Raw genomic sequence first — 24,110 nt, 5'->3', positions numbered from 1 at the left:
CGCCCGGCGGGGGGGGCGGCCCGGGGCGGGGGTGTGCTGTGGGGGGGGCCTGGGTGCGCCTGGGATGTTGGGGCGGGGGTCGGGGGGGGGGGCGGGCCCGCCGCCCCCGCCGCGGCGGCGCGTGCGCGCCGCTATTTCCGGACCGCGGCCGTCTCGGTGCGGTCGGGGTCGGTGTCGTCGAGGCCGTCCGTGGCCGTAGGGGCGCTGTGGAACAGGCTCATCAGGGCGCCGACGGCCAGGGTGACCAGGACGCCGATCGGCACCAGCCACTGGGCGGCGATGCCCGTCGGCACGGTGGCGCCCGCGACGGTGACGTCGATCTTCACGCCGCGCACGAGGTACGTCATCACGGCGATGGTGACGAGGAACGCCACGACGGAGTCGGTCTCGTTGGCCCGCCGGACGAGGCGGCCGAGCAGGAACGCGCCGAGCAACGCGCCGTACGTGTAGCCGGCGATGGTGAGGCCGGTGAGGTAGACGTTGCCGGTACTGGTGCTGAAGGCGCAGGCGAAGACGGCCATCAGCACCGCCCACACGAGGGTCATCACGCGGGCGATCCTGAGCAGGAACTCCTCGGACGGTGTGCTGCGGAAGAAGCTGTGGATGATGTCGGCGACCGTCGAGTTGGACATGGAGTTGAGCGCCGACGACAGGGAGCCCATCGCGGCACCGAGGATGCCGGCCACGAGCAGTCCGGAGACGACCACGGGCAGCCCGTGCAGGATGAACTCCGGGTAGAGGTTGTCGGTGCTGCTCAGGCCGAGTTCCTCGAAGCTGCGGCCCTTGTTGTAGGACCACAGGAGCGCGCCGACGAGGGAGAAGGCGGCGAACTGCACGGTGACGAAGACACCCGAGGCGATCATGGCCTTCTGGCCGTCGCGCAGCGAGCGGGTGGACAGGACGCGCTGGACCATCAGCTGGTCGGAGCCGTGGCTGGCCATGGCGAAGATGGCGCCGCCGATGACGGCGGTCGGCAGGGCGAACGGGCTGGTGAGGATGTGGGCCGGGTCGAAGTCGGTGTCGAACAGCTGGAACTTGCCCGCGTGCAGGGCCTGCGAGAAGCCGTCGCCGCCGACGTGGGCGGACAGGACGCCGATGGCGAGGAGGGCGCCGCCCACGTACAGGACCATCTGGATGGTGTCGGTCCAGATGACCGCCTTGATGCCGCCGAGGTAGGTGTAGAGGACGGTGACCGCGGTGACGGCGATGATGATGACGCGGTAGCTCGCGTGGACGCCGAACTCGTCGAGCAGCAGCTTGATCGGGATGGCGGAGGCGAACAGCCGTACGCCCTCGGCGAGGAGCCGGGTGAAGACGAAGGTCACCGAGGCGAGTCCCTGCAGTCTCAGCCCGAACCGGCTGCCCAGGTACTGGTAGGCGCTGACGAATCCGCCGCGCTTGTACAGGGGGATCAGTACGGCGGCCACGACGACGCGGCCGATGACGTAGCCGAGGGCGAGCTCGACGTTGCCGAAGGCCTGGCCGCTGTACGCGCCGCCGGGCACGCTGATGACGGTGAGCACGCTGGTCTCGGTGGCCACCACGGAGAAGGCCACGGTCCACCACGGCATGTGGCCTTCACCGACGAAGTAGTCCTTGGAGGTCTTCTGCCGGCCGGCCAGCCGCAGACCGATCCAGGCGATCGCCACGAGGTAGACGACGATCACCACGAGGTCGAGTTGACGCACGCTCACTCCTAAGCAACGGCCGGCGGTGTCGCCGGCCGGGTGGGGACGGTGGGGGCGGACGTCGGCCGCCCGGCACGGACGACGTGGGGTTCGTGGGGAAGCGAGGGGTTCAGTGCCAGCAGGCGTGCGCCGTCCAGCGGGTCCCCGAGCGGATCCTGGGGCCGCAGGGGCAGCGGGGCGTCGGCGAGGGACGCCCGCAGCGGGCCGAGGAGCACGTCGCCGAGGCCGGTGAGTCCGCCGGTCAGGGCGACGGGCAGGGCGTCGGCGCCGCCGGTCCGGCGGGCCGCGGTGAGGACGGTCTCGCCCAGTGCGGCGGCGGCCCGGCGCACGATGCCGGCGGCGACGTCGTCCCCCGCGGCGGCGGCGCGCGCCACCTCCGGGGCGAAGGACGCGGTGGTGCGTGCCGGGTTGCCGTCCCGGTCGACGGCGACGGGCAGCCGGTCCGGGGCGCCGAAACGCTCCACGGCGGCATCCAGCAGCGCGGTGGCCGGTCCGCGCCCGTCGTGGGCGCGCAGCGCGGCCCGCAGTCCGGCGGCGCCGATCCAGGCGCCGCTGCCCTCGTCACCGAGCCACGGGCCCCAGCCGTCCACGCGGGCGAAGGCGCCGTCCGCCCCGATGCCGACGGCGACGGAGCCCGTACCGATCGCGAGCACCACGCCGGGCTGCCCGCCGAGAGCGCCGGCGTGACCGGTGACGGCGTCGCTGGTGACGGCCACGCGGGGCACGGGCAGGTCCGTCAGGAGCCGCTCGGCGAGGGCGCGGGAGGCCTCCGGTGCGGAGGCGGCTCCCGCGGCGCCCACGCAGAGGGCCGCGGGCCGCGGCGCGGGCCGCCGTTCCAGCAGCGGCAGGACGGCGGCGCACACAGCGGCGCGGGCCGCCGCCACTCCGTCACGGGTGGCGAGCCCGGGGGCGCCGGGCACGTCGTGGGTCTCCTGGACGGGTCCGGTGTCGTCCCACAGCACGGCTCGGCAGCCGGTCTTGCCCAGGTCCACCGCCACTGCTGATGTCATACGGCACGCCTTCGTGTCCAGGGATCCGTCGGGTCGGTCGGTCACCGTGCGGCCCGGGAGTCCGGGATGCGGATCACGGTCCAGCGAGTATCGGAACGCCGACATCCGCATGTCAATAAGTAACCTCGCTCGATTTTCTACGTAACTTTTTGACGCCGTGCGGGGGCGTGGCTACTGTGTCGGCCACCAACCCAGGAGGGAACGGCCCATGCCCCACCAGGAACCACGCCCCGCGACGGACCGGCCCGCCGAGGACCCGTCCCCGGCCGGAACCCTGGCGGGCATCAGGGCGGCGCTGCCCTCCCTGGCTCCCTCGGAGCGACGGGTGGCGGAGGCCGTGCTGGCCGATCCGGCGCAGGCGTCGGAGCTGTCCATCAGCGCGCTCGGCGAGCGGGCCCACACCTCGGTGGCGACGGTGATGCGCTTCTGCCGGGCCATAGGCATCACCAACTATCCGCAGCTGCGGCTCGCGCTGGCCGCGGCCGCGGCCCGCGAGGACGCACGCGGGGGCGTCCGCCCGGCCCCCGGCACCGACATCAGCGCCACCGACACGCTGGACGAGATCGTCCGGAAGATCGTCTACAACGAGATGCACGCTCTGGAGGACACCGGAGCCGGGCTGGACGTCGAGGTGCTGGGCCGCGCCGTGGACGCCGTGGCGGGCGCGCGGCGGATCGACATCTTCGGTGTCGGCGCCAGCGCCTTCGTCGGCCAGGACCTGCACCAGAAACTGCACCGCATCGGCCACACGGCCTTCGTGTGGACCGACCGGCATGCCGCGCTCACCGCCACCGCCCTGCTCGGACCGGGCGACGTCGCCCTGGCCATCTCCCACTCCGGGGAGACCGAGGACACCGTCGAACCCCTCCAGGTGGCCGCCGAGCGCGGCGCGACCACGATCGCGCTCACCAACGCGCCGCGCTCCCCCCTCGCCGTGAGCGCGGATCTCGTCCTGGCCACCTGCGCCCGGGAGACCCCCTTCCGCTCCGGCGCGACCGCCAGCCGCATCGCCCAACTGGCCCTCATCGACTGCCTGTTCGTCGGGGTCGCGCAGCGGTCCTTCGACGCCACGACCGCGGCGCTCGAGAAGACCTACGGAGCCGTCCAGCGCCGCAGGCGCCCCCAGCCGCAGCGCCGCTCCCCCGGCGACTGACCGCCGCCCCGGATCCCGACCGCCCAGCACCGAAAGGACGACCGCGCCGTGGACCTCAGCACGCTCGGCACCGAGAGCCGCAACGAGCGGACCACCGACCTGGACCGCATGCCGGTCACCGAACTGCTGTCCGTCATGAACGCCGAGGACCAGAGCGTCGCCCTGGCCGTACGCGACGCCCTCCCGGAGATCGGGGAGGCCGTCGAGGCGATCACCCGGTCGCTGCGCCTGGGCGGCCGGCTGATCTACCTCGGCGCCGGCACCAGCGGACGGATCGGCCTGCTCGACGCCGTGGAGTGCCCCCCGACCTTCGGCACCTCCCCCGAGCAGGTCGTGGGCCTGCTCTCGGGCGGCCCGGGCGCCTTCGCCGTCGCGGTCGAAGGGGCCGAGGACGAGCCCGCGCGGGCCATCGCCGACCTGGACGGGATCGGCGTGGACGAGCGGGACACGGTCGTCGGCCTGACCGCCAGCGGCCGTACTCCCTACGTCGTCGGCGGACTGCGGCACGCCGCCGCCAAGGGCGCCGTCACGGTGTCGGTCGCCTGCAACGCGGACGCGGTGGTGAGCCGCTACGCCGACATCCCGATCGAGGTGCCCACGGGTCCCGAGGTCGTCACGGGGTCGACGCGGCTCAAGGCCGGCACCGCGGAGAAGATGGTCTGCAACATGCTCTCGACGGCGTCGATGGTGCGTCTGGGCAAGGTCTACGGCAACCTCATGGTCGACGTGCGGGCCAGTAACGACAAGCTCGTCGACCGGGCCCGCCGCATGGTCGTCCAGGCAACCGGTGCCGGCCCCGACGCCGCCGCCGAGGCGCTGCTGGCGGCGGAGGGACAGGCCAAGACCGCCATCGTCATGCTGCTCGCACAGTGCACCGCCGAGGAGGCCGCCCGTCGCCTCTCCGAGGCCGGGGGCGACACGCGGGCGGCCGTCGCGGCGGGCTGACGTCCCGTCGCGCTCGGCGGCCCGGCCCCGCTGCCGCCCGGGGCCGGGCCCCGCGGAGGGGGACGGCGGACCGCCCGGTCCCCGTCCGCGCCCGTGGGTCAGGAGGCGACGAAGCGGGCGATCTGTCCGAGCACCACCGTGTCGGCCAGGTAGCCGATGTGGGTCTGGCAGAGCACGTTGTTGTTCGTCGCACCGCTGAGCCGGGTGCTGGTGTACGGGATGATGATGCCGTCGCACGCCGAGTACCAGGTGGCGTACCGGGTGGAGCCCGGCGTCTCGTCGCCCGCGGTGATCTGCGAGATGAACGAGGAGCCCGGGTACATCTGCTGACAGGTGGTGTAGATCAGGCAGGCACCGGCGTAGGTGGTGCCGTGGTTCGCGCCGGCGATCGAGGCGAGGTGGCTGACGCTGGTGTTGCCGCCCAGCACCTTCAGGTAGTACTGGCTGACGAGGCCGCCCATCGAGTGGTTGACGATGGCCACCTTGCCCGCGCCGGTCCGCGCCCTGACGTTGTCGACGAACGAGGCGAGACCGCGGGCATTGGTGACGTTGTCGCCGTACGAGTCGTACTCGTAGGCGAAGAGGTCCGAGCTCGACCAGCCGTTGAGCCGGAAGACGCTCATGGCGGTGACCCAGTTGGACGCGTTGCCGGTGTATCCGTGGACGAAGACGACCGGTGTGCTGGTCGCCAGCGGCTGAGCGGCCGTGCCTGCCGGCGACGCGGAGACGGCCGAGGCGGCGCCGGAGTCCGCCGCGCTGACCGTCGGGGCCGACGAGAACAGGCTGAAGGCGACGGTGGCGGCGGCGAGTGCGCCGAGAAGCCGGCGTGGGGAGCGGAGACGCATGGAGCCCTCCAGGATGTGGGGTCGGGGGTGCGTTGACCCGACCCAGAGTCCTGGGGGGCGGAACGGTTGCCATCGGTGAAATCACCAGTGGCGGCGGGGGCGCCGTCCGCGCCCGGAACCGCGACGCCGGCCGGGGCGGGCCCGGCCGGCGCGTGGCTGCGGGTCAGCCGTCGGAGTAGCTGAAGTCGCCCACGGTCCAGGCGCTGACGTCCTCGATCGCGACGCGGTACATCCCGCCCGTCTCCGGGATTCCCACCGTGCCCTGCAGGATCCGGGCGACGTGGAAGTGCAGATGGGTGGGCGGTCCGTCCTTCTTCGCGGGAGCGTCGAAGACGGTGGAGAAGTCGCTCAGCTGGGCGGAGTCCGTCAGTACCTCCGACACCCTCTGCCGCCACACGGCTTCGGGAGCCAGGCGACCGGTGACGACGGCACCACCGGCGACCACGGTCAGGGACATCTGACTGCTCTGCCCCGACTCCACGAGGGCGGCGATGTCAATGATCAGCTCGTCAGGCTTCGGCATGAGACCGGATTCTATGCGCCGGAGGCCGCCGCCATGAGCGCCGGTCCTCGCAGGGGCCCTGTGGTGGGCTCACGCGAGACCCCCGGCCCTCTCCCGGAGGGTGCCGGCTCTGCACCACGGCCGCCTCCCTCAGACCTCGATCGTCGTGCCGTCCAGGAACGCCAGCGCCACCGTGGGACTCCCGGTACCCGCCCGCACGGACACCACGTCGCGCAGCGCCTGTGGATCGATCCGGTCGCGGGACAGCGCCACCAGGGACACGTGCGTGCTGCGGCCCCCGGGGTGACCGTCGAGACGCAGGTACGGGATCGCGGAGCGCGGCCCGAAGGCGTTGGACTGGACGTCCCGGGCCACCTCCGCCGTGCCCCGCTGCGTACCGTCGCCCCAGCCGTGCAGCGCGATCACGGCACTGCTCAGCCCGTCGGCCGTACGGGTCAGCGCCCAGCCCGCCCCGGTCAGCGCGGCGGGGCTCTCGGCGTGCGCCACCGCGTGCCCGCCCTCCCGCACCGACGCCCCTTCCGGTGCTTCGATCCGGTGGACGCGGATCTCCCACGGGCCGTGCAGCACACTGGTGGTCTCGACGCGGTACCGGTGGTCGTCGCCCGGGAACCGGGCCGCGTACCAGGACGCGGCGATCCCGTCCTCGCAGCGCAGGGGGTGGATCCGGGTGCGCCGTGACGGTGTGCCGCCCCGCGACAGGAGCGCCAGGTGGTTGTCGAGGGCCCGCGCCACCGCGTGCGGGGCCGTCTCCGGGGCCGTGGCGGTCGAGTAGGCGAGCCGCGCGTAGTGCGGGTCCTCGGCGCCTTCGGCCGGGTCGGCGTCCTCGCCCTGGGGCGGCTGATGGTCGCTGCCGTGGTTGATCAGCCTGACGATGCCGTCGTGCCGGGTGCCCTGCAGCAGCCAGCCCGGCGCCGGGAGCGCCCTGCGGGTGTCGGACTCCTCGACGGGGAGGGGCAGTTCCCGTTCCGTCCAGACCGGGTGGTCCGCCGGGAGCAGCAGCCCGAGGAAGGCCTTGCTCGCCCAGTACGGGGAGGCCGGGCCGGAGTAGGGCTGGGTGGCGGGGAGGAAAGTGTCGTACCAGCCGAGCGGCAGCAGCCCCCGTTCGTCCGGCACGCCGCGCTCGACGAAGTGCCGCAGCGTGCCGGAGGCGAGGCGCCGTGACAGCCCGGGGGCGAGCGGCGTGCAGTCGGCCAGCACGCCCGTCCACACCGGGGCCAGGGCGGCGAACCGGTACGCGAGCGAGCGTCCTTGGTGCACGGGCGCGCCGTCCGCGCCGAAGAAGTGCGGGTAGTCCTCGAGGAATCTGCGCAGGCGCTCCCGGTACACCGCCGTCCGGCCCCCGTCGTCCTGCGCGATCCGCGACCACAGGAGCGGGTACAGGTGCAGCGCCCACCCGTTGTAGTAGTCGAAGTTCCGGCCGTCCCCGTCGGTGTACCAGCCGTCGCCCCGGTACCAGTCCTCGATCCGGTCGAGGCCGGAGTCGATGTCCTGACGGCTGTGCGGGGCGCCCACCGAGGCCAGGAACTCCTCCGACACCACTTGGAAGAGGCGCCAGTTGTTGTCCCAGGTGCGCCCGCCGACGAAGCCGGAGAACCAGTCGACGACACGTTCCTGCACCCCGTTGTCCAGGCGGTCCCAGATCCACGGACGGCTCTCGTGCAGGGCGACCGCGACGGAGGCCGCCTCGACCATCTGCTGCGAACAGTCCGTCAGCGCGGGCCACGCCTCCTTGCCGCCGCGGTCCGTTCCCGCCGCCAGGCCGGCCGCGTAGCGCTCGGTCAGTGCCGGGTCCACGGCGCCGCCCGCGCCGGCGGTCCGGAAGGCCGCGAGCAGGAAGGAGCGGGCGAACCCTTCGAGTCCGTCCGACACGACACCCGACCAGCTGTTCCGGCCCGGCAGCCGGTACTGGGCGAAGCCGGGTGTCGCGTACGGCACGAGCGCGTCCAGCATCCGGTCGGCCGTCGCCTCCCAGTGGGCACGGGTCCAGCCGGTCCGTGAGGACAGGACCCGGTCGGTCGGCGGCAGGTGCAGATGGGGTGCGACGGGCATCGTGCTTCTCCTCGGGACGCTCTACTGGGTGAGTTCCGCGCGGTGGGTGTGGCCGCGCGACCCGCCGACCGCGATGGTGAGCCGGCCCCTGCGGCCGGGGGTGACGCCGACCGAGTCGTCCGCTTCGACCACGGCGCGCACGCGGAACGGCAGCTCGACGGCGACGGTGGCCAGAGTGCGGCCGGGGTCGGACACGGCCACCGAGATCCGGTCGCCGCGCCGCAGGACCAGCACCGAGGCGGGGCCCGAGGAGCTGATCCCGGCCGCCGTGCCCGCGGTCCAGAAGTGCGCCGCGGTCAGGCCGAGCCGGCGGGCCTCCACGGCCTGCACGGCGGCGTCGTTGGCGACGACGTGCACCGGACGGGAGCGCGCCCAGACGGCGGTGGCGGTGGCGGACGCACCGGGCAGCAGCGCATGGGCGTACCCGGCGCCGGTGGGCGAGACCCCGTGGTCGATCCAGAGAGTGAGATAGCGCCGGGTGACCGGGGTCGTCGAACCAGACGTGTCCGCACCGGTGTTGATGTCCCGCCAGGTGCCGGTGCGTTCCTCCCGCAGGGCGTGCAGTGCGGTCGCCCCGGGGAAGACGTAGCCGCCGACGCCTTCCACGTGCGCCCATCCGGCGCGGTCGAACCGCCCCGACCAGCCCTGCTCGTCGGGTTGCCGGGCTCCGTCGATCACCAGGCGTGGCCGGCCGTCGCGCCCCAGGTTGCGGTTCTCGACGACCGTCTCGACGGTGCGGCCGTCCGTGGCGGTGATGCCCGCGCCGAGGGAGATCACCGCGTCGTCGATCAGGAACCAGGACTTCTTCGCCCGCAGGGTGCTGCCGGGCGCGCCGATCAGTTCCATCGCCACGGCACCGTACCGGTCGTGGAGCACCGAGCCGCCCGCGACGGTGTTGGCCGGGCGGTAGGTGGACGTGCCGCCGCCCGTGCCGAGGTCGGTGCGCTGCCGGACGTCGACCGTCGTACCGGGAAGCCGGCAGGGGTCGACGGTCGGCCAGAAGGCGTCGTTGAACTGCGCCAGGTCGTCCGTGTCGTAGAGGTAGGCCATGCCGTCGCCGGTGTACCAGCCATGCAGGTTCTCCCCGTTGCCCGCCTCGTACGCCGCGATGCGCTTCGAGGAGAGCGAGAGGGCGTAGGCCCAGCGCGGGCGGTGGTGCACCACGCGGTCCATGTCGGCGAAGACGCGGAGGCCGCCGGTGCGTTCCCGCGCGACGACACCGTCGTCGTCCAGGACGTCCTTGGCCAGGGCGAGTTGGGGCAAGCCGGCGAGTGCGGCGAAGGGGGTGGTGCGGTTGCGTGTCAGCCAGCCCTTGGCGAGCGCGCGCCAGCGGGTGGCGTACGTCCCGGGTGCCCCGGTCGCCAGCAGCAGGATCGCCGCGACGGCCGCCGCACCGTCGCGGTGGTCGCCGGCCCGCTCCCGGGAGACGGCTCGGCCGCGCACGGCGTCCATCATCAGTCCCTCGAAGATCACCGGCGTGAAGCTCCGCTCGACGGCCTCGTACAGCACCGAGACGTCGGGGTCGGCGACCTCCCACGGGGAACCGGCCAGCAGCGAGAGAAGGTGGGCGATGCCGCCGAGGAGGACCACGCCGTAGGTGCCGGTGTAGGCGACCGCGCCGTGCTGGACGAAGGAGCCGTCCTCGTAGAAGCCGTCGCCCGAGGCGACGTACCGGAACAGGCTGTTGCGTCCGGCGTCGCGTACGTCGGACAGGGCGTCCCGGGCCGATGCAATCTTGGTGGCGTCCTGGCCGAGCAGGCCGCGCAGGGCGACGGTCACGGCCTTGTCGGCGCGGTTGGCGCCGGTCTCGGCGAGGGTGGGGGCGTTGGTGCGGCGGTCCGCGTCGGGGCAGAACCGGTCGACGACGGACAGGTAGTCCGTCAGGTCGGCCGCCGGCAGCCGGTGCCGCAGCAGGACGGCGCTGTCCATCAGGGCGCGGGGAGCGCCGATCTCCCAGAACCACCAGTTACCGGTCTCGCGCCTGGCCGGGTTGTAGGCGGCGTCGTGGGTGAAGCGCAGCGCGGCCACGAGCGCGTCGGCCACGGCGGAGTCCGCGGTGAGCGTGGTGCCGGGCGTGGCCCAGGCGACGGCCAAGGTGCGCAGCCTGGTGTAGCTCTGGCCGAAGTTGCCGGGGTCGGCCACCGGGGCGAGATCGGCCCAGAGGGCGGTGCGTGCGGGGCTGCGGTCGAGGGTCTCCCACAGGGCCCGGGCCGTGGTGTCCAGCGCGGTGACGGCCGCGGCGAGGTCGGGGGCGGCGGGGTCGAAGTCTCCGCCGGTGAGCAGGGCCTCGGCCCGCTCGAGGAGCGTGGGAACGCCGGCCTCGGTGGGAGCGCCGGTCCCGGTGGCCGTCGCTGTCCCGGTGGGTGTCGCGGCGTGTGCCGGATCTGCCGGGGTGGCCAGGGCGGCGGCCCCGGTCGCCGCGGCCACTGTCAGGAGGGAACGTCTGGTGAGTCGCACGGGGGGTCCTTTCGTCCCGGTCAGTCGGTGAGCGTGCTGGGGTCGACGGGCGGCTGCGGCAGGCGCAGCGCCGCCAGTTCCGCCCTGCCGGTCTCGTCGATCGGGAACGCCCAGGTGTGCACGAAGAAGTCGGTGAGGTCGTATCCCGCGATCCGGCTGGAGCAGGTGGCCAGGGCCCGGTAGCGCTTGGCGTTCTCCGTGTAGTCGGACTGGGGGTTCTCCTCGCGGACCAGCCTGTGCAGACGGGGCCAGAAGTCGTCGCCGAACGCCAGCTCCAGCTGGCGCAGGGGGACGAGCTTCTCGTACGCGCCGAAGGACTTCTCGTAGGTCAGTCCGGCGGTGCCGAACTTGCGCCCCGCGGACCGGAAGTAGTCGAGGCCCGTGGTGGCGTCGACCGTCAGCAGGTTGGACGGCTGTCCCAGGGTGCGCTGCGCGGCCAGGGAGTAGATGTTGACGGTGACCTCGGTGAGACCGCCCGGCTTGTAGGCGAACTGCTGATGCAGGTGGCCCAGCTCGTGGTAGAGACCCCAGCCGCGGGTCCGCAGTCCGGTGACGGTGGTGGCACGGTCCAGGTACGCGCGCGGGAAGCCGTTGTAGCCGTGCGTGGCGTAGGCTCCGACACCGGTCGGCACCTTGCTGACCTCGGTGAAGTGGTACGGCCCCGCCTTCCTCCGGTGCACCGGCCGTGAGCCGTCCAGGCCGCTGATCCGGGCGTGCGAGTCGATGATCGTCTCGATCAGTTCCAGCAGCGCGGCGTGGTCCTCGTCGCGGTACAGGAGCGCGCCCTCGCGGGTGAGGGTCATGATGGTGTTCGGGGCGTGGAGCTCGACGTACGGGCTGTCGGTCAGCGTGTCGAGACCCTGCTGGTACACGGCCTCCGTGGTCTCCCCCAGGGTGAACACGGGCATCGGCACGGCGCCCGAGCGGAACAGGACGCTCGCCTGCTCGCCGTCGCCGGTGAGCGTCAGGTAGACCGGGCCGCCGTGCGGGTCGGTGACCGTGTTGGCTCCGGCGACCAGGGGGTAGCTGCGGGGCTCCGTGATCTCGCCGTAGTAGTCCCAGGCGCCGATCCAGAGGGTGGGGACGAGGCCGTCGTGCGGCCGGACCGTGAGGGCGAGGGCGGAGCCGGGCCCGGCGTACAGACCGGTGGGGTGGAACTCGCTTCCGCGCAGTGCCTGGGCGAGACGGAGTCGTTCGGTCTCGGCGCCCGGCCGTGCGGTGACGAGCACGGCGGCCTGGGGCCGTCGGTCCTGTCCCGAGGCCGGTCCGGCGACGGCGCCGAGCGCTGCCAGGGCTCCGGCGCCGGCCGCCGAGGCGAGGACGGCTCGGCGGCTCACGGGGGACGACGGGGGCGTGGCTGACGCGGGGGACGAGGAGGGCGTCGGAGTGCGCATGCGGAACTCTCCCTGCGGTGGATGAGCGCGGGACGGAGGCGTGCGAGGCGAAGAACTCCGCGCCAGCATGTAAGCGGTTGCTACGGGGCCGCAAGAGGGGTGGGGAAGTTACTGCCTTTTTCTATGGCCGACTGCGGTCAACTACGGACAAGGGGTGCAGTAATCGGTCACACCCGGCTGCCCTTCGCGGCGCGGGGGGCCACGGATTCGCGTACCACGATGTGCGTGCCCAGCCGCAGCGCACCGGTCGTCGGCTCGCGCCAGTCGTCCTCGTCGCCGCCCGACACGGCCAGGCGCACGGCCTGCCGGCCCATCTCCTCCAGCGGCACGTGCACCGTGGTCAGCTTGGGCCGCATCTCCTGCGCGACCGGGATGTCGTCGTAGCCCACCAGGGAGATGTCCTTCGGCACCCTCCGCCCGGCCTCCTCCAGCGCCTGGGCGGCGCCGGCGGCGACCACGTCGTTGGCGGCGAACACGGCGGTGAACTCCGGCCCGTCCCGCAGCAGTTCGGCCATGCGCCGCTGACCGAAGCCGCGGCTGAACGCTCCGGGCTGGATCAGCTCCGGGTCGGGTGCCACGCCGCGCAGTTCGAGCGCGCGGCGGTGCCCTGCCAGCCGGTCCCGGGTGGTGGAGAGCCTGGGCGGGCCGCCCAGGTACAGGATGCGCTCGTGGCCCTGCATCAGGAGGTGGTCGGTGATGGCGAAGGCGCCGCCCTCGTTGTCGTACTCGACCGACACGGTCGGCACCTGGTCGCCGAGCGGCGGCCTGCCGCACAGCACGAGCTTGGAGCCGTCCGCGTCCAGCTCCCGCGCCCTGCGGGCCAGTTCGGAGGTGTAGGCGCGGTCGGCGATGCTGCCGCCGACCACGATGACCGCGTCGGCCCGCCGCTCGTGCATCAGCTCGACGAAGGCCAGCTCGCGCTGCGGGTCGCCCTGGGTGCAGCAGACCAGGCAGAGCCGGCCGCCCAGTGTGGCCTCCCGCTCCACCCCGCGGGCGATGTAGGCGTAGAACGGGTCGACGACCTCGTTGACGATGATGCCGACCGTGCGGTTGGAGACGCCGGCGAGGGCGCGGGCGTGGGCGTTGACCACATAGCCGAGTTCGCGCATCGCGGACTCGACCCGTTCCCGGGTGGCCTGCGCCACCGGGTAGTTCCGGTTCAGTACGCGCGAGACGGTCGCCGTGGAGACGCCGGCGAGGCGTGCCACGTCGGTGACCGTGGCCCGCCGCTGGCCGTCCGCGGCCGTGCTCTGTCTGCGCATCCGGTCCACCCCCTGCTGGCTGTTGTGTGACGTCGAGCCTAGAGCCTGCGGAACCCCGGCGCTCACGCGATCCGCCCCAGGTCGCCCCGGTGCACCGGGTGCGCGAACGCGGTGCCGTGCGCGTACCGGTTCAGCTCCTCGACAGCGAGCGCGCCGAGGCGCCCCACCTCGTTGCCCTGGGCGCCCGCCAGATGCGGGGTGATGAAGACGTTCGGCAGGTCCCACAGGGGATGCCCCTCGGGCAGCGGCTCGGGCGAGGTCACGTCGAGCACGGCGTCCAGCCGCCCCGCGACCAGGTGTTCCGTCAGCGCCTCGGTGTCCACCAGGGCGCCCCGCGCCGTGTTGACCAGCAGGGTGCCCGGCCGCATCAGGCCGATCCGGCGGGCGTCGATCATGCCGCGGGTCTCCGGGGTCTCGGGGGCGTGGACCGTGACCACGTCGCTCCTGGCCACCAGGGTGTCCAGGTCGGTGGGGGTGACCCCGAGCCGGAACGCCTCGTCGTGGGTGACGTAGGGGTCGTACAGCAGGACGTCGGCGTCGAGGATCCGCAGGAGTTCGACGACCCGGCGGCCGATCCGGGAGGCGCCGACGACCCCGACGGTCAGGCCGTGCGTGCCGAGCCAGTGCTGGCGGTCCAGGTCGGCTCCGGTGCGGTGGGTGCGCCGGGAGCGGAACAGTTCGGCCAGCGGGAAGACCCGCTTCGCCCCCATGATGATCGCGGCGAGCGTGTACTCGGCGACCGGCACGGCGTTGGCCGCGGCGGCCGAGGAGACGAGGATGCCCCGGTCGAAGGCCGCCGGGGACAGGAACGTCTTGACCGTTCCCGCCGCGTGGATCACGGCCCGCAGGGCGGGGGCCCGTTCGAGCAGCTCCGCGTCGACCGGCGGGCACCCCCACCCCGTCAGCAGGACCTCCGCTCCGGCCAGCGCCGCCGCGGCGTCCGGCGAGTCGAACTCGCTGATGACGCAGGGGCTGTTCAGGTCGGCGATGTCCTCCAGCCGGGCCCGCACAGGGGGCGGGAAGACCATGTCGAGCAGTCCGGGACTCATGACCAGCACCGTGCGCGGCCGCCTGGGTGCCGGTGTCGTTCCATCGGCCCCGGAACGAGCCGGCACCTCTTCGGTGGTTCGCACCCTGCCTCCGGACAGTAATCGTGTTCTATGGAATGACCGGCACGCTAGGGAGCCCGGAGCCCGGCCGTCAAGCACCGAGACCGCGCAACTGGACGGTTTCTGGCGCCTTTTGTGGGTACGTCCTGCGGAAATCCGCAGGGAGGAGGGGGCGTAACACAGCCGTTCCTCCTCATCTCTTGACGATGGGGTTAACCGCTTACTAACTTGCCGCCGCAGAAGGTCACCAAGCGCCACCCAGCCGAACAGGACGCGCCATGGCTGAATCAGCACCCTCGCTGCCGAAGGATCGGACCCTGTGGCAACGGATCAAGCGGGACCGGGTGATGCTGCTGCTCACACTGCCCGGCCTGCTCTACTTCATCGTCTTCCACTATGTGCCGCTGCTCGGTTACGTCGTCGCGTTCCAGGACTACGAGCCGTACCTCGGGTACATGCACAGCGTCTGGGTGGGCTTCTCCAACTTCACCGCGGCGTTCGGCGAGACGGCGTTCTGGACGGCGACGTCCAACACCCTGGAGATCGCCCTCATCCAGTTGGTGTTCTTCTTCCCGGTCCCCGTCGCCCTGGCCCTGCTGCTCAACAGCATCACCAGCGACCGCGTCAGGCGCTTCGTGCAGAGCGTGGTCTACCTGCCGCACTTCATCGGCTGGGTGATCATCGTCTCGATCTTCCAGCAGCTCCTGGGCGGCGCCGGTCTCCTGCCCGACGTCCTCGCGGGGCTCGGCCTTCCGCGCTACGACATGATGAGCGACCCCGACGCCTTCCCCTGGCTGCTCACCCTCCAGGTGGCCTGGAAGGACGCGGGCTGGGGCACGATCATCATCCTCGCCGCGCTGCTCAACATCGACAGACAGCAGTACGAGGCCGCCGCGATCGACGGCGCCGGCCCCGGGCGCAGGCTCTGGCACGTCACCCTGCCGGGCATCGCCCCCGTCCTGATCCTCCTGCTCATCCTCAACCTCGGGCAGATCCTCTCCGTCGGCTTCGAGCAGATCCTGCTCCAGCGCGACGCGGTCGGCCCGGACGCCGGTGAGGTCCTGGACACGTACGTCTACTACCACGGCATCAAGGACAACGACTGGGGCGTCGCCGCCGCCGTCGGCCTGGTCAAGGCCGTCATCGGCACCGCACTCGTCCTGGGCGCGAACAAACTCGCCCACCGCCTCGGCCACGAAGGGGTGTACCGCGGTGCTGACCGCTGAGAAGACACCGCCCGGCTCCGCACCCGCGCAGCCGCCGAAGAGGGCCGGCCGCCCCACGGTGAAGAAGTCCGACGGCCGGCCACCGTGGATGGAGAAGCCGACGCTCGCCGGCCGGCTGGCCAAGGGCCTGGCCCTCGTGACCGTGGTCGCCGCCGTCGCCTACCCGCTGCTCGGTGTCATCGGCACCAGCTTCGCCTCCCAGACCGACATCATCCGCTCCACGGGCCTCGTCCTGTGGCCCGACCACCCCACCCTCGACGCCTACCGCACCATCTTCACCGGCGGCGTCGTGACCCGGGCGCTGCTGGTCAGTGCCGGCATCACCGTCGTGGGCACGCTCGCCAGTCTGCTCGCCACGATCGGCATGGCCTACGGCCTGTCGCGCCGTGAGGTCACGGGCTCCCGCTTCATCCTGATGACGGCACTGTTCACGATGCTCTTCAACGCGGGCATCATCCCCAACTTCCTGCTCGTCAAGGGCCTCGGCCTGTACGACACCTACGCGGCGCTGGTGCTGCCCACCCTGGTCAGCGCGTTCAACCTGGTCGTCCTGCGGTCCTTCTTCATGAACCTGCCCGAGGAGCTCTACGACGCGGCGAAGGTCGACGGAGCGGGCGACCTGACCGTCCTCGTACGGGTGGTGCTGCCCCTGTCGAAGGCCGTCCTCGCCGTGATCAGCCTCTTCTACGCCGTGACGTACTGGAACGCCTTCTTCAACGCGCTCCTGTATCTCAACGACTCCGACAAGTGGCCGCTGCCGATGGTGCTGCGCACCTACGTCCTCCAGGGCCAGAGCCTCAACAGCGTCTCGGCCGGCGAGGCACTCGCCCCGCAGCAGGCCGTGCAGATGGCGGTCCTGGTGATCGCCGTCGTGCCCATCCTGCTCGTCTATCCCTTCCTCCAGCGCTACTTCACCAAGGGCGTGCTCACCGGGGCCGTCAAGGGCTGAGCGCGAGCAGCTCGGGCCCCGTCCCACCTCTCAAGGAGATTTCCGTGTCGAGCTCCACTTCCCTCAACCGAAGAGCACTGCTCCGCATGGGTGCGGGCGCCGGTCTCGCACTGACCGCCGCTCCCCTGCTCGCCGCCTGCGGCGACGGCGGCACCACGGCGAAGGCGGAGGCCAAGAGCGCTTCGCTGCTGCCCCGCACCACGGTGCGCAACATCGGTCTCACCCCCGACCTGCCCGGCACCGCCGCGGGCGTCCCGCAGGGCTACTTCCGCTATCCGGCCGAGCCGCTGCGGGCCACGAAGGGCGCCCCGCTGAAGGGGGCGTCCACGATCAGCGCGACGCTGGAGACCTTCTCCCCTCCCCCGCCCGGCCGTTCCCGCAACGCCGCCTGGCGGGAGATCGAGAAGCTGCTCGGCGGCAAGGTCGACATCACCGCGGTGCCCGCCGACGACTACGGCACCAAGTTCTCCACGATGGTCGCCAGCGACAGCCTGCCCGACCTCTTCATGTACCCCGAGGTCGGCGGCGTCGACAACAAGGCCGCCTTCCTCCAGGCCAAGTGCGCCGACCTGACCCCGTTCCTCGCCGGCGACGCCGTCAAGGACTACCCGAACCTCGCCGCGATACCGAAGGCCGCCTGGCAGGCCGCGATCTTCGGCGGCAGGCTCTACGGCCTCCCGATCGCCCGCACCGGCACCGGCGGAGCCGGGTTCTACCGCCACGACCTGTTCGAGGAGATCGGCATCACGAGCCTCGACCAGATCACCGGCCTGGACCGGTTCGTCGAGGCGTGCAAGGAGCTGACCCGTCCCGGGAAGGACCAGTACGCGATCATCGCGGGGGTCACCAGCGTGCTCGCCATGTCGGCGGGCGCGCCCTACTTCTGGCGGCTCGACGCGAAGACCGGAAAGTTCACCGCCGACCTGGAGACACCGGAGTACCGCCAGGCCGTCGAGACGGCCCGGTCCCTCTACAAGGCGGGCTGCTTCTACCCGGGTACGCTCCAGATGTCCGGGGCGCAGAAGGCGCAGTACACGGACATGTTCAAGAACGGCAAGGGCGCGTACGTCTACGACGGCCTGCCCACCTACCTCGCGCCGGGCGTCGGCTACATCGCCGCGATGAAGGCGATCGACGCCTCGTACGACCCGAGGCCGTTCGTGCCGTTCGGCAAGGACGCGGTCGCCTGGACGGACAACGTCGAGCTCGAGAACACGCACGTGAAGAAGGCGTCCGCCGATCGCGTACGACAGGTGCTCGCGCTGGCGGACTTCGCGGCATCGCCCTTCGGCAGCCTGGAGTACACGCTGATCAACTACGGCGTCGAGGGCACCGACTTCACGCGCGACGCGAAGGGCAACCCCGCGCTCACGGAGCAGGGCAGCCAGGACGTCACCGTCCCCTGGAAGTTCCTGGCGTCCGCGGTCCCCGCGGTCTACAGCGCCGACTCCGAGGCGGGTGTGCGCCATGTGCACCGGACGCTGAGCACGATGATCCCGATGATGGAGCAGTCCCCCACCCTCCAGTACTCCTCCCCCACCTGGGACTCCAAGGGCAGCGGCAGCCTGCTCACGCTCAAGCAGGACGGGCTCAAGGACATCATCGCCGGCCGCAAGCCCATGTCGGCCTACGACCAGCTCGTCAAGGACTACCTCGCCAAGGGCGGCGAACAGGCCCGGGGAGAGTTCGAGGAAGCCGTCCAGAAGGGGAAGAAGTGACGACGCGACGCTCCGCCCTCGGATTCGGCGGCGCCGCGGTCGCGGCCGCCGTGGCCGTGCCGGCGTTCGCCGCGCCCGCCTCCGCGCATCCCTTGGGCTTCGCCCCGTCCCCCGGCTCCGACGGAGTCGGCGATCCCCTCTTCCCGACCCTCGGCAACGGCGGCTACCAGGTCGTCCACTACGACCTGGCCTTCGACTTCACGCCCGTGACGTACGACTTCACCGCCGTGGTGCGGATGAACGCGAAGGCCACCCAGGACCTGTCCGCGTTCAACCTCGACACCGACGGCCACACCATCGACTCCGTCTCCGTGAACGGCGATCCCGCCGCCTGGGCGATCACGCCCGGCAAGAGCGGCCAGGAACTCACCGTCACACCGGCATCGCCCTTGCGCGACGGCCGGCCCTTCACGGTCGCGATCCACTACCGCGGCAACGGCAAGGCGCCCCGGCTCGGCCTCACCGGCTGGAGGTTCGGCAGCGACGGCGGCTTCGCCTCCGCGGCCCAGTCCTCCCGCGCCGACACCTTCCTGCCCTGCAACGACACGCCCTCGGACAAGGCCACCTGGACCTTCCACATCAGCGCGCCCGAGGGTTTCGTCGCCACCGCCAACGGCGAGCTGCTGCACAAGACCCCTGGCCCGAACGGCTCCACCGTCTGGCACTTCGGCCTGCGCGAGCGGATGGCGACCGAGCTCATCGGCATCGCCGTCGTCAAGGGCACGTACCTCTACGGGACCAGCCACCGGGGACTCCCGCTGCGGCACGTCGTCCCGCAGGGCAGGGAGGACGAGTTCGCCCCGGTCGTCGCCCGCACAGCCGACCATCTGGTCTGGCTGGAGGGGAAGTTCGGCCGCTACCCGTTCTCCGTCTACGGCGTCCACATCTACGACGGATACAGCGACGCCCTGGAGAACCAGACCCTCTCCCTCTTCTCCACCAACTGGTTCCGGCCGGACGCGAACGGCCACCCGACGTACGAGAACACCATGGTCCACGAGCTGGTCCACCAGTGGTACGGCGACTCCGTCACCCCCGCCGACTGGCAGCAGGCGTGGCTCAACGAAGGCCCCGCCGTGTACTACGCCGCCCTGTACGGCGAGGAGCGCGGCTGGTCCGTCCTCACCGACAAGATGAGGGCGACCTACGGCAAGCTCGACGCGATCCGCGCCAAGGACGGACCGCCGGGGCTGCCCAAGGCCCTCGGCGGCACCAACATCTACGACGGCGGCGCGCTCGTCCTGTACGCCCTGCGCCGGCGGATCGGCGACCGCGCCTTCGACCGCGTGATGCGGATCTGGCCCGAGCGGTTCAAGGACCGCAACGTCACCAGCGAGGACTTCATCGGCCACACCGTGGACGTCACCGGTGACCGGTCCCTCGACGGCTTCCTGCGCGACTGGCTCTTCGGAGCCGTCAATCCGCCCATGCCCGGCCACCCGGACTGGAGGGCCGACGCGTGAACTTCCCGACGAACGCCCTGCGGCTGACCGCCGCCGCCTGCACGGCCGGCCTCGCCGCCCTGCTCACCACGCCCACCGCCCAGGCCGCCCCACCGCCCCGCACCCTGTACGCGGCCCCCGACGGCGGGGGCACCTCCTGCACCGTCTCCCGGCCCTGCTCACTGGAAGGCGCCCGGGACACGGCCCGCGCCGAGACCGGCCGCGACGTCCGCGTACTGCTCACGGACGGTACGTACGAGCGCGCCGAACCGCTCCGGCTCGGTGCCGCCGACTCGGGCGGTCAGGGCCGCTCCGTCACCTGGGCGGCGGCTCCCGGCGCCCGCCCCGTGCTGTCCGGCGGCCGTGCCGTCACCGGCTGGGCGCCGAACGGCGACGGAACCTGGACCGCCGCCGTCCCGGCCGGAGTCACCCCACGGCAGCTCTTCGTCGACGGGAGGCGTGCCGTCCGCGCCCGCGGCGAGTCGTGCGCCGCCGGCGTCTGCGACGCCACCAAGGCCGGCATGACCGGTGCCGAGGCCACCGGCATCGCCCAGTGGCAGCGTCCCACGGACGCCGAGGCCGTCATCCGCGTCCGCTGGCGCAACTACCACTGCCGGATCACCGGCGTCAGCGGCGACCTCCTGACCTTCGCCCGGCCCTGCTGGACCAACTCCTCCAGCGGCACCGACCGCACGGGCCCCGCCTGGGACTCCACGACGGTCGACTCCACCCGCTACAGCGGAGTCGCCTTCTTCGAGAACGCTCCCGAACTCCTCGACGAACCGGGCGAGTTCGCCTGGAACTCCGAGAAGCGCACCGTGACCTACCTGCCGCGCGAGGGCGAGCACATGCGCAGTGCCAGGACCGTCACCCCGCACACCGAACAGCTCCTCGTCCTCGACGGCGCCCACGACATCACGGTCGGCGGGATCGGCTTCGCGTACGCCGCCTACCGTCAGCCCGGCACCGACGAGGGCTACGCGGGCACCCAGGCCGGTCTCACCCTGACCGGCGCCACCGGGCCCGTCGACCACGCCGGTCGCCACTACACCAAACCGGCGGCGGCCCTCACCGTGCGCGGCGGCCGGAACATCCGTATCGACCGGGCCGGATTCAGCCGGCTCGGCGGCGCCGGGGCGATCCTGGAGGCCGGCACCAAGGACAGCTCCCTGACCCGTTCGTCCTTCACCGACCTGTCGTCGGGCGCGATCTACGTCGGCGACACCGAGCCACGGCCCGGGGACGCACTCGCCGGCGAGCGGAACACGGTCGCGTACAACACCATCAGCCGCTCCGGCGTCGAGTACACCGACTCCGTGGGCATCTGGGCGGGCTACGAGGCGGAACTCGCCGTCGAGCACAACACCCTCAGCCACCTCCCCTACTCCGGGATCTCCGTCGGCTGGGGCTGGAACCAGCCCGAGGCGCAGGTCTCCGTTCTGCGGGACAACAAGGTGACGGCCAACCGGATCACCGACGTGATGGAGGTGGCGCACGAGCAGCACGACGGCGGCGCGATCTACACGCAGGGGGCGCAGCCAGGAACCGTCCTGTCGGAGAACTACGTCAACCGCTCCGCGTTCGGCAACACCGAGCGCGACGGCAACGGAATCTACCTCGACGAACAGTCCTCGCACATCCGCGTCGAGAGGAACGTCGTCACCCGCATCGGCTACAAGTGGGTGTCCAACTGGGCGGACTACGGCGTCGAGAACACGGCCCGGTCCAACTGGACGGACACCACGGCGCCCGGGCTGTCCGGCCGGGGCTCGACCATGACGGACAACCTCACCGGCCTGGACCGGCTGCCGGCCGAGGCGCTCGCCGTCGCCGCCCGGGCCGGTGCCCACGGCGGCCCGGTCGAGCGGCTGCGCACCGACCTGGCCCGCACGGGCACCGCCACCCAGTCCTCGACCGAGGGGACCGCCACCGCGGACCTGGCCCTGGACGGCGACATCACCACGGACACCCGCACCCTGTCCGGGCCCGGCGCCTGGTGGCAGGTGGACCTCGGTGACGCCCGCCGGGTCCGCCGCGTCGAGGTCTGGAACAACGCCTCGATGACGACCGCCGACTTCGACGTCGTCACGGACGACCGGACGATCCACGTCAGCGGAAAGGCCCTGCGCCCGACCGTGGTCGACCTGGACAGCAGTACCCGCACCGTGCGGATCGCGGTGTCCGGAAACGGACGGGTCGCCCTGTCCCAGGTACTCGTCCACCCCTGACCGGCCCACCGAACGAAGGAAGACCCATGACCGACCTCCGTATGGGCGTGCTCGGCTACGGACTGCGCGGCTCACTCGCCCGCACTGCCCACCGGCCCGGCGCCGGCGCCCGCGTCACCGCGCTGGCGGAGCCGGACCCCCGCGCCCGTGCGGAGGCGGCCGTGGCCTTTCCCGAGGCACACCTGACCCCTGACCACCGGGAGGTGATCGGCCACCCCGACATCGACGCGGTGCTGGTCCTCACGCCCGACCACACCCACGCCGACCTGGCCTGCGAGGCACTCCGCGCGGGCAAGCCGGTCTTCGTCGAGAAGCCGCTCGACATCACCGTCGAGCGCTGCGACACCATCCTGCGCACGGCCTACGAGACCGGGACCCGGCTCTACATCGGCCACAACATGCGTCACATGCCGGTCGTACGGCTGATGCGCGACCTCGTGCGGCGCGGGGCGGTCGGCGAGGTCAAGACCGTCTGGATCCGGCACTTCGTCGGCTACGGCGGCGACTGGTACTTCAAGGACTGGCACGCCGAGCGGCGTTGCACCACGGGGCTGTTGCTCCAGAAGGCCGCCCACGACATCGACGTCCTGCACTGGCTGGCCGGCGGATACGCACGGGACGTCCAGGCGCTGGGCGACCTGATGGTGTACGGCGACAATCCGCACCGTCGCGCGCCCGGTGAACCGAAGACCGACGACTGGTACACGAAGGACGGCCACTGGCCGCCGCACGCCCAGCGGGCGCTGAACCCCGTCATCGACGTGGAGGACGTCTCGCTGCTCAACATGCGCCTCGACAACGGAGTGCTGGCCGCCTACCAGCAGTGCCACTTCACGCCCGACTACTGGCGCAACTACACGGTCATCGGCGACGCCGGCCGGCTGGAGAACTTCGGTGACGGCCCCGGCGGAAGCGTCAAGGTCTGGAACACCCGCCGCTCCGGCTACCGCCCGGAGGCGGACGAGGTGCACGACATCCCGGCCGCCGAGGACGAAGCGGGGCACGGCGGAGCCGATCCGCTGCTGATGGACGAGTTCCTGCGGTTCGTACGGGTGGGCGGCCGCACGGACACCTCACCGGTCGCGGCCCGGATGGCGGTGGCGGCGGGCGTCAGGGCGACGGCCTCCCTCCGCGACGGAGGCGCACCCCGCCGCGTACCGCCGTTGGACCCGGAGCTGGCGGCCTACTTCGACAACGGTCAGGTCCGGGCCTGACCGCCACCGGCCGTGTGCCGGGCGCGGACGGCCTCGGCGAGGGCGTTGCCGATGGCCCGGGCCCCCGACGCGTTGGGATGCAGGGGCGCGGCCGGACGGCCGGGAACCACGCCCTCGACGTAGCGGTCGGCGGGGGCGGCGCAGATGTCGTGTCCGAGGCCCAGCGCGTAGGTGTCGACGAAGGCGGCGCCGTGCTCCTCGGCCGTCTGCTTCAGCACGGCGCTGAGGTGGTTGACCGCGCCTTGGAGATGGTTGGCGTCCTGCTTCCAGTAGGGCTGGTCGGGGTAGCAGCCGTCGTGGCGGAGGTAGTTGCCGTAGCCGACGACGAAGATCTCCGCATGCGGGGCCCGCCGGGCGATGTCGTCCAGGACGGTGGCGAAGGCCGGAGCCCAGGCGTCGATGCGGGCCCTGATCCTGTCGGTGCCGCCGGCGGTGTTCTCCTCCGCGCAGCTGATGCCGTGGGGCGGGGGCAGGACGTTGACGCATCTCAGCGCTTCGCCGAAGAGGTCGCTGTCGTTGCCGCCGATGGTGACGCTGACGATGTCGGTGTCCGGGGTGAGCGCGTCGTACTGGGGTGCGGTTCCCGGGTGCTGGGCGCTGCGCAGATGGCCGACGGTGGCCCCGGAGCAGCTGACGTCGGTGAGCGTCGCGTCCAGGCCCGCGGCCGCGACACGGGGATAGTTCGCGAGGGAGCGCAGACACGCGGGACCGGCCGGGTCGGGCGGCGGTACCAGCGGGGCGGATGCGTAGGAATCTCCCAGCGCGACGTACCGCAAGGAGTCGGCGGCCGACGCGGCCGTGACCGGTGCCATGGCCGATACGACCCCGCCGGACAAGGCGATGGCCAGGGTCGTGCGCAGTGCTGTCTTCACAGGATGCCTCCGTTCGGCACGCGCGC

At 72.1% G+C, this 24,110-nt stretch carries 18 protein-coding genes; 8 read left to right on the top strand and 10 right to left on the bottom strand.

The window, feature by feature from the left end:
• Positions 1 to 131: 131 nt before the first annotated feature.
• Positions 132 to 1,688: a sodium:solute symporter gene (locus ACIRG6_RS31510; protein ID WP_364822540.1), complete on the bottom strand. Its 1,557-nt coding sequence runs from the start codon at positions 1,686 to 1,688 to the stop codon at positions 132 to 134.
• Between the two features lie 8 nt (positions 1,689 to 1,696).
• Positions 1,697 to 2,698 carry an N-acetylglucosamine kinase gene (locus tag ACIRG6_RS31505; protein ID WP_350718516.1) on the bottom strand — a complete coding sequence of 334 codons (1,002 nt, stop codon included), beginning with the start codon at positions 2,696 to 2,698 and terminating at the stop codon, positions 1,697 to 1,699.
• Positions 2,699 to 2,906: 208 nt separating this feature from the next.
• Here ACIRG6_RS31505 and ACIRG6_RS31500 point away from each other — a divergent pair, with 208 nt between their 5' ends.
• Both ACIRG6_RS31500 and murQ read left to right on the top strand, forming a co-directional pair.
• On the top strand, positions 2,907 to 3,851 hold the full coding sequence (locus ACIRG6_RS31500; RefSeq protein ID WP_364684654.1) for a MurR/RpiR family transcriptional regulator: 945 nt from the start codon (positions 2,907 to 2,909) through the stop codon (positions 3,849 to 3,851).
• 48 nt (positions 3,852 to 3,899) lie between these two features.
• Positions 3,900 to 4,796, top strand: a complete 897-nt coding sequence (murQ, locus tag ACIRG6_RS31495; RefSeq protein ID WP_364822545.1) for an N-acetylmuramic acid 6-phosphate etherase — start codon at positions 3,900 to 3,902, stop codon at positions 4,794 to 4,796.
• Between the two features lie 98 nt (positions 4,797 to 4,894).
• Here murQ and ACIRG6_RS31490 read toward each other — a convergent pair whose 3' ends face one another.
• The 7 genes from ACIRG6_RS31490 to ACIRG6_RS31460 form a co-directional block, all read right to left on the bottom strand.
• Complete coding sequence (locus tag ACIRG6_RS31490) at positions 4,895 to 5,641, bottom strand: esterase/lipase family protein (protein ID WP_364684656.1); 747 nt, start codon at positions 5,639 to 5,641, stop codon at positions 4,895 to 4,897.
• 163 nt (positions 5,642 to 5,804) lie between these two features.
• A complete protein-coding gene (locus ACIRG6_RS31485; RefSeq protein ID WP_239769649.1) occupies positions 5,805 to 6,164 on the bottom strand; it encodes a hypothetical protein in 360 nt (119 codons plus the stop codon).
• Between the two features lie 129 nt (positions 6,165 to 6,293).
• Positions 6,294 to 8,213 (bottom strand): DUF2264 domain-containing protein, encoded by a 1,920-nt coding sequence (locus ACIRG6_RS31480; protein ID WP_364684659.1) that lies wholly within the window; start codon positions 8,211 to 8,213, stop codon positions 6,294 to 6,296.
• 21 nt (positions 8,214 to 8,234) lie between these two features.
• Positions 8,235 to 10,670 (bottom strand): polysaccharide lyase 8 family protein, encoded by a 2,436-nt coding sequence (locus ACIRG6_RS31475; protein WP_403325125.1) that lies wholly within the window; start codon positions 10,668 to 10,670, stop codon positions 8,235 to 8,237.
• A 20-nt stretch (positions 10,671 to 10,690) separates the two neighbouring features.
• Positions 10,691 to 12,064, bottom strand: a complete 1,374-nt coding sequence (locus tag ACIRG6_RS31470) for a M60 family metallopeptidase (protein ID WP_403325124.1) — start codon at positions 12,062 to 12,064, stop codon at positions 10,691 to 10,693.
• A gap of 167 nt (positions 12,065 to 12,231) precedes the next feature.
• Positions 12,232 to 13,326: a LacI family DNA-binding transcriptional regulator gene (locus tag ACIRG6_RS31465; RefSeq protein ID WP_318216051.1), complete on the bottom strand. Its 1,095-nt coding sequence runs from the start codon at positions 13,324 to 13,326 to the stop codon at positions 12,232 to 12,234.
• A gap of 62 nt (positions 13,327 to 13,388) precedes the next feature.
• Positions 13,389 to 14,375: a hydroxyacid dehydrogenase gene (locus ACIRG6_RS31460; protein ID WP_364684666.1), complete on the bottom strand. Its 987-nt coding sequence runs from the start codon at positions 14,373 to 14,375 to the stop codon at positions 13,389 to 13,391.
• Positions 14,376 to 14,713: 338 nt separating this feature from the next.
• Between ACIRG6_RS31460 and ACIRG6_RS31455 the strand changes: the two genes are divergently transcribed.
• The 6 genes from ACIRG6_RS31455 to ACIRG6_RS31430 all read left to right on the top strand — a co-directional run bounded on the left by ACIRG6_RS31455 (position 14,714) and on the right by ACIRG6_RS31430 (position 23,212).
• A complete protein-coding gene (locus tag ACIRG6_RS31455; RefSeq protein WP_350718499.1) occupies positions 14,714 to 15,661 on the top strand; it encodes an ABC transporter permease in 948 nt (315 codons plus the stop codon).
• 88 nt (positions 15,662 to 15,749) lie between these two features.
• Positions 15,750 to 16,610, top strand: a complete 861-nt coding sequence (locus ACIRG6_RS31450; protein WP_364684716.1) for a carbohydrate ABC transporter permease — start codon at positions 15,750 to 15,752, stop codon at positions 16,608 to 16,610.
• 44 nt (positions 16,611 to 16,654) lie between these two features.
• Positions 16,655 to 18,328 carry an extracellular solute-binding protein gene (locus tag ACIRG6_RS31445; protein ID WP_403325123.1) on the top strand — a complete coding sequence of 558 codons (1,674 nt, stop codon included), beginning with the start codon at positions 16,655 to 16,657 and terminating at the stop codon, positions 18,326 to 18,328.
• Positions 18,325 to 19,791, top strand: coding sequence for a M1 family metallopeptidase (locus tag ACIRG6_RS31440; RefSeq protein ID WP_364684670.1), 1,467 nt, complete (start codon positions 18,325 to 18,327; stop codon positions 19,789 to 19,791). The genes ACIRG6_RS31445 and ACIRG6_RS31440 overlap by 4 nt, the downstream gene beginning before the upstream one ends.
• Positions 19,788 to 21,998: a right-handed parallel beta-helix repeat-containing protein gene (locus ACIRG6_RS31435; RefSeq protein ID WP_403325122.1), complete on the top strand. Its 2,211-nt coding sequence runs from the start codon at positions 19,788 to 19,790 to the stop codon at positions 21,996 to 21,998. Before ACIRG6_RS31440 ends, ACIRG6_RS31435 begins: the two co-directional genes overlap by 4 nt.
• 26 nt (positions 21,999 to 22,024) lie before the next feature.
• Positions 22,025 to 23,212, top strand: coding sequence for a Gfo/Idh/MocA family protein (locus ACIRG6_RS31430; protein WP_403325121.1), 1,188 nt, complete (start codon positions 22,025 to 22,027; stop codon positions 23,210 to 23,212).
• Here ACIRG6_RS31430 and ACIRG6_RS31425 read toward each other — a convergent pair.
• Positions 23,197 to 24,084, bottom strand: a complete 888-nt coding sequence (locus ACIRG6_RS31425) for an SGNH/GDSL hydrolase family protein (RefSeq protein WP_403325120.1) — start codon at positions 24,082 to 24,084, stop codon at positions 23,197 to 23,199. The two genes, ACIRG6_RS31430 and ACIRG6_RS31425, sit on opposite strands and share 16 nt — an antisense overlap.
• Positions 24,085 to 24,110: the final 26 nt, after the last annotated feature.

The sequence above is a fragment of the Streptomyces flaveolus genome (assembly GCF_044765825.1).
GTDB classification, from domain to species: Bacteria; Actinomycetota; Actinomycetes; order Streptomycetales; family Streptomycetaceae; genus Streptomyces; species Streptomyces flaveolus.
This window is presented reverse-complemented; position numbering and strand designations above follow the sequence as displayed.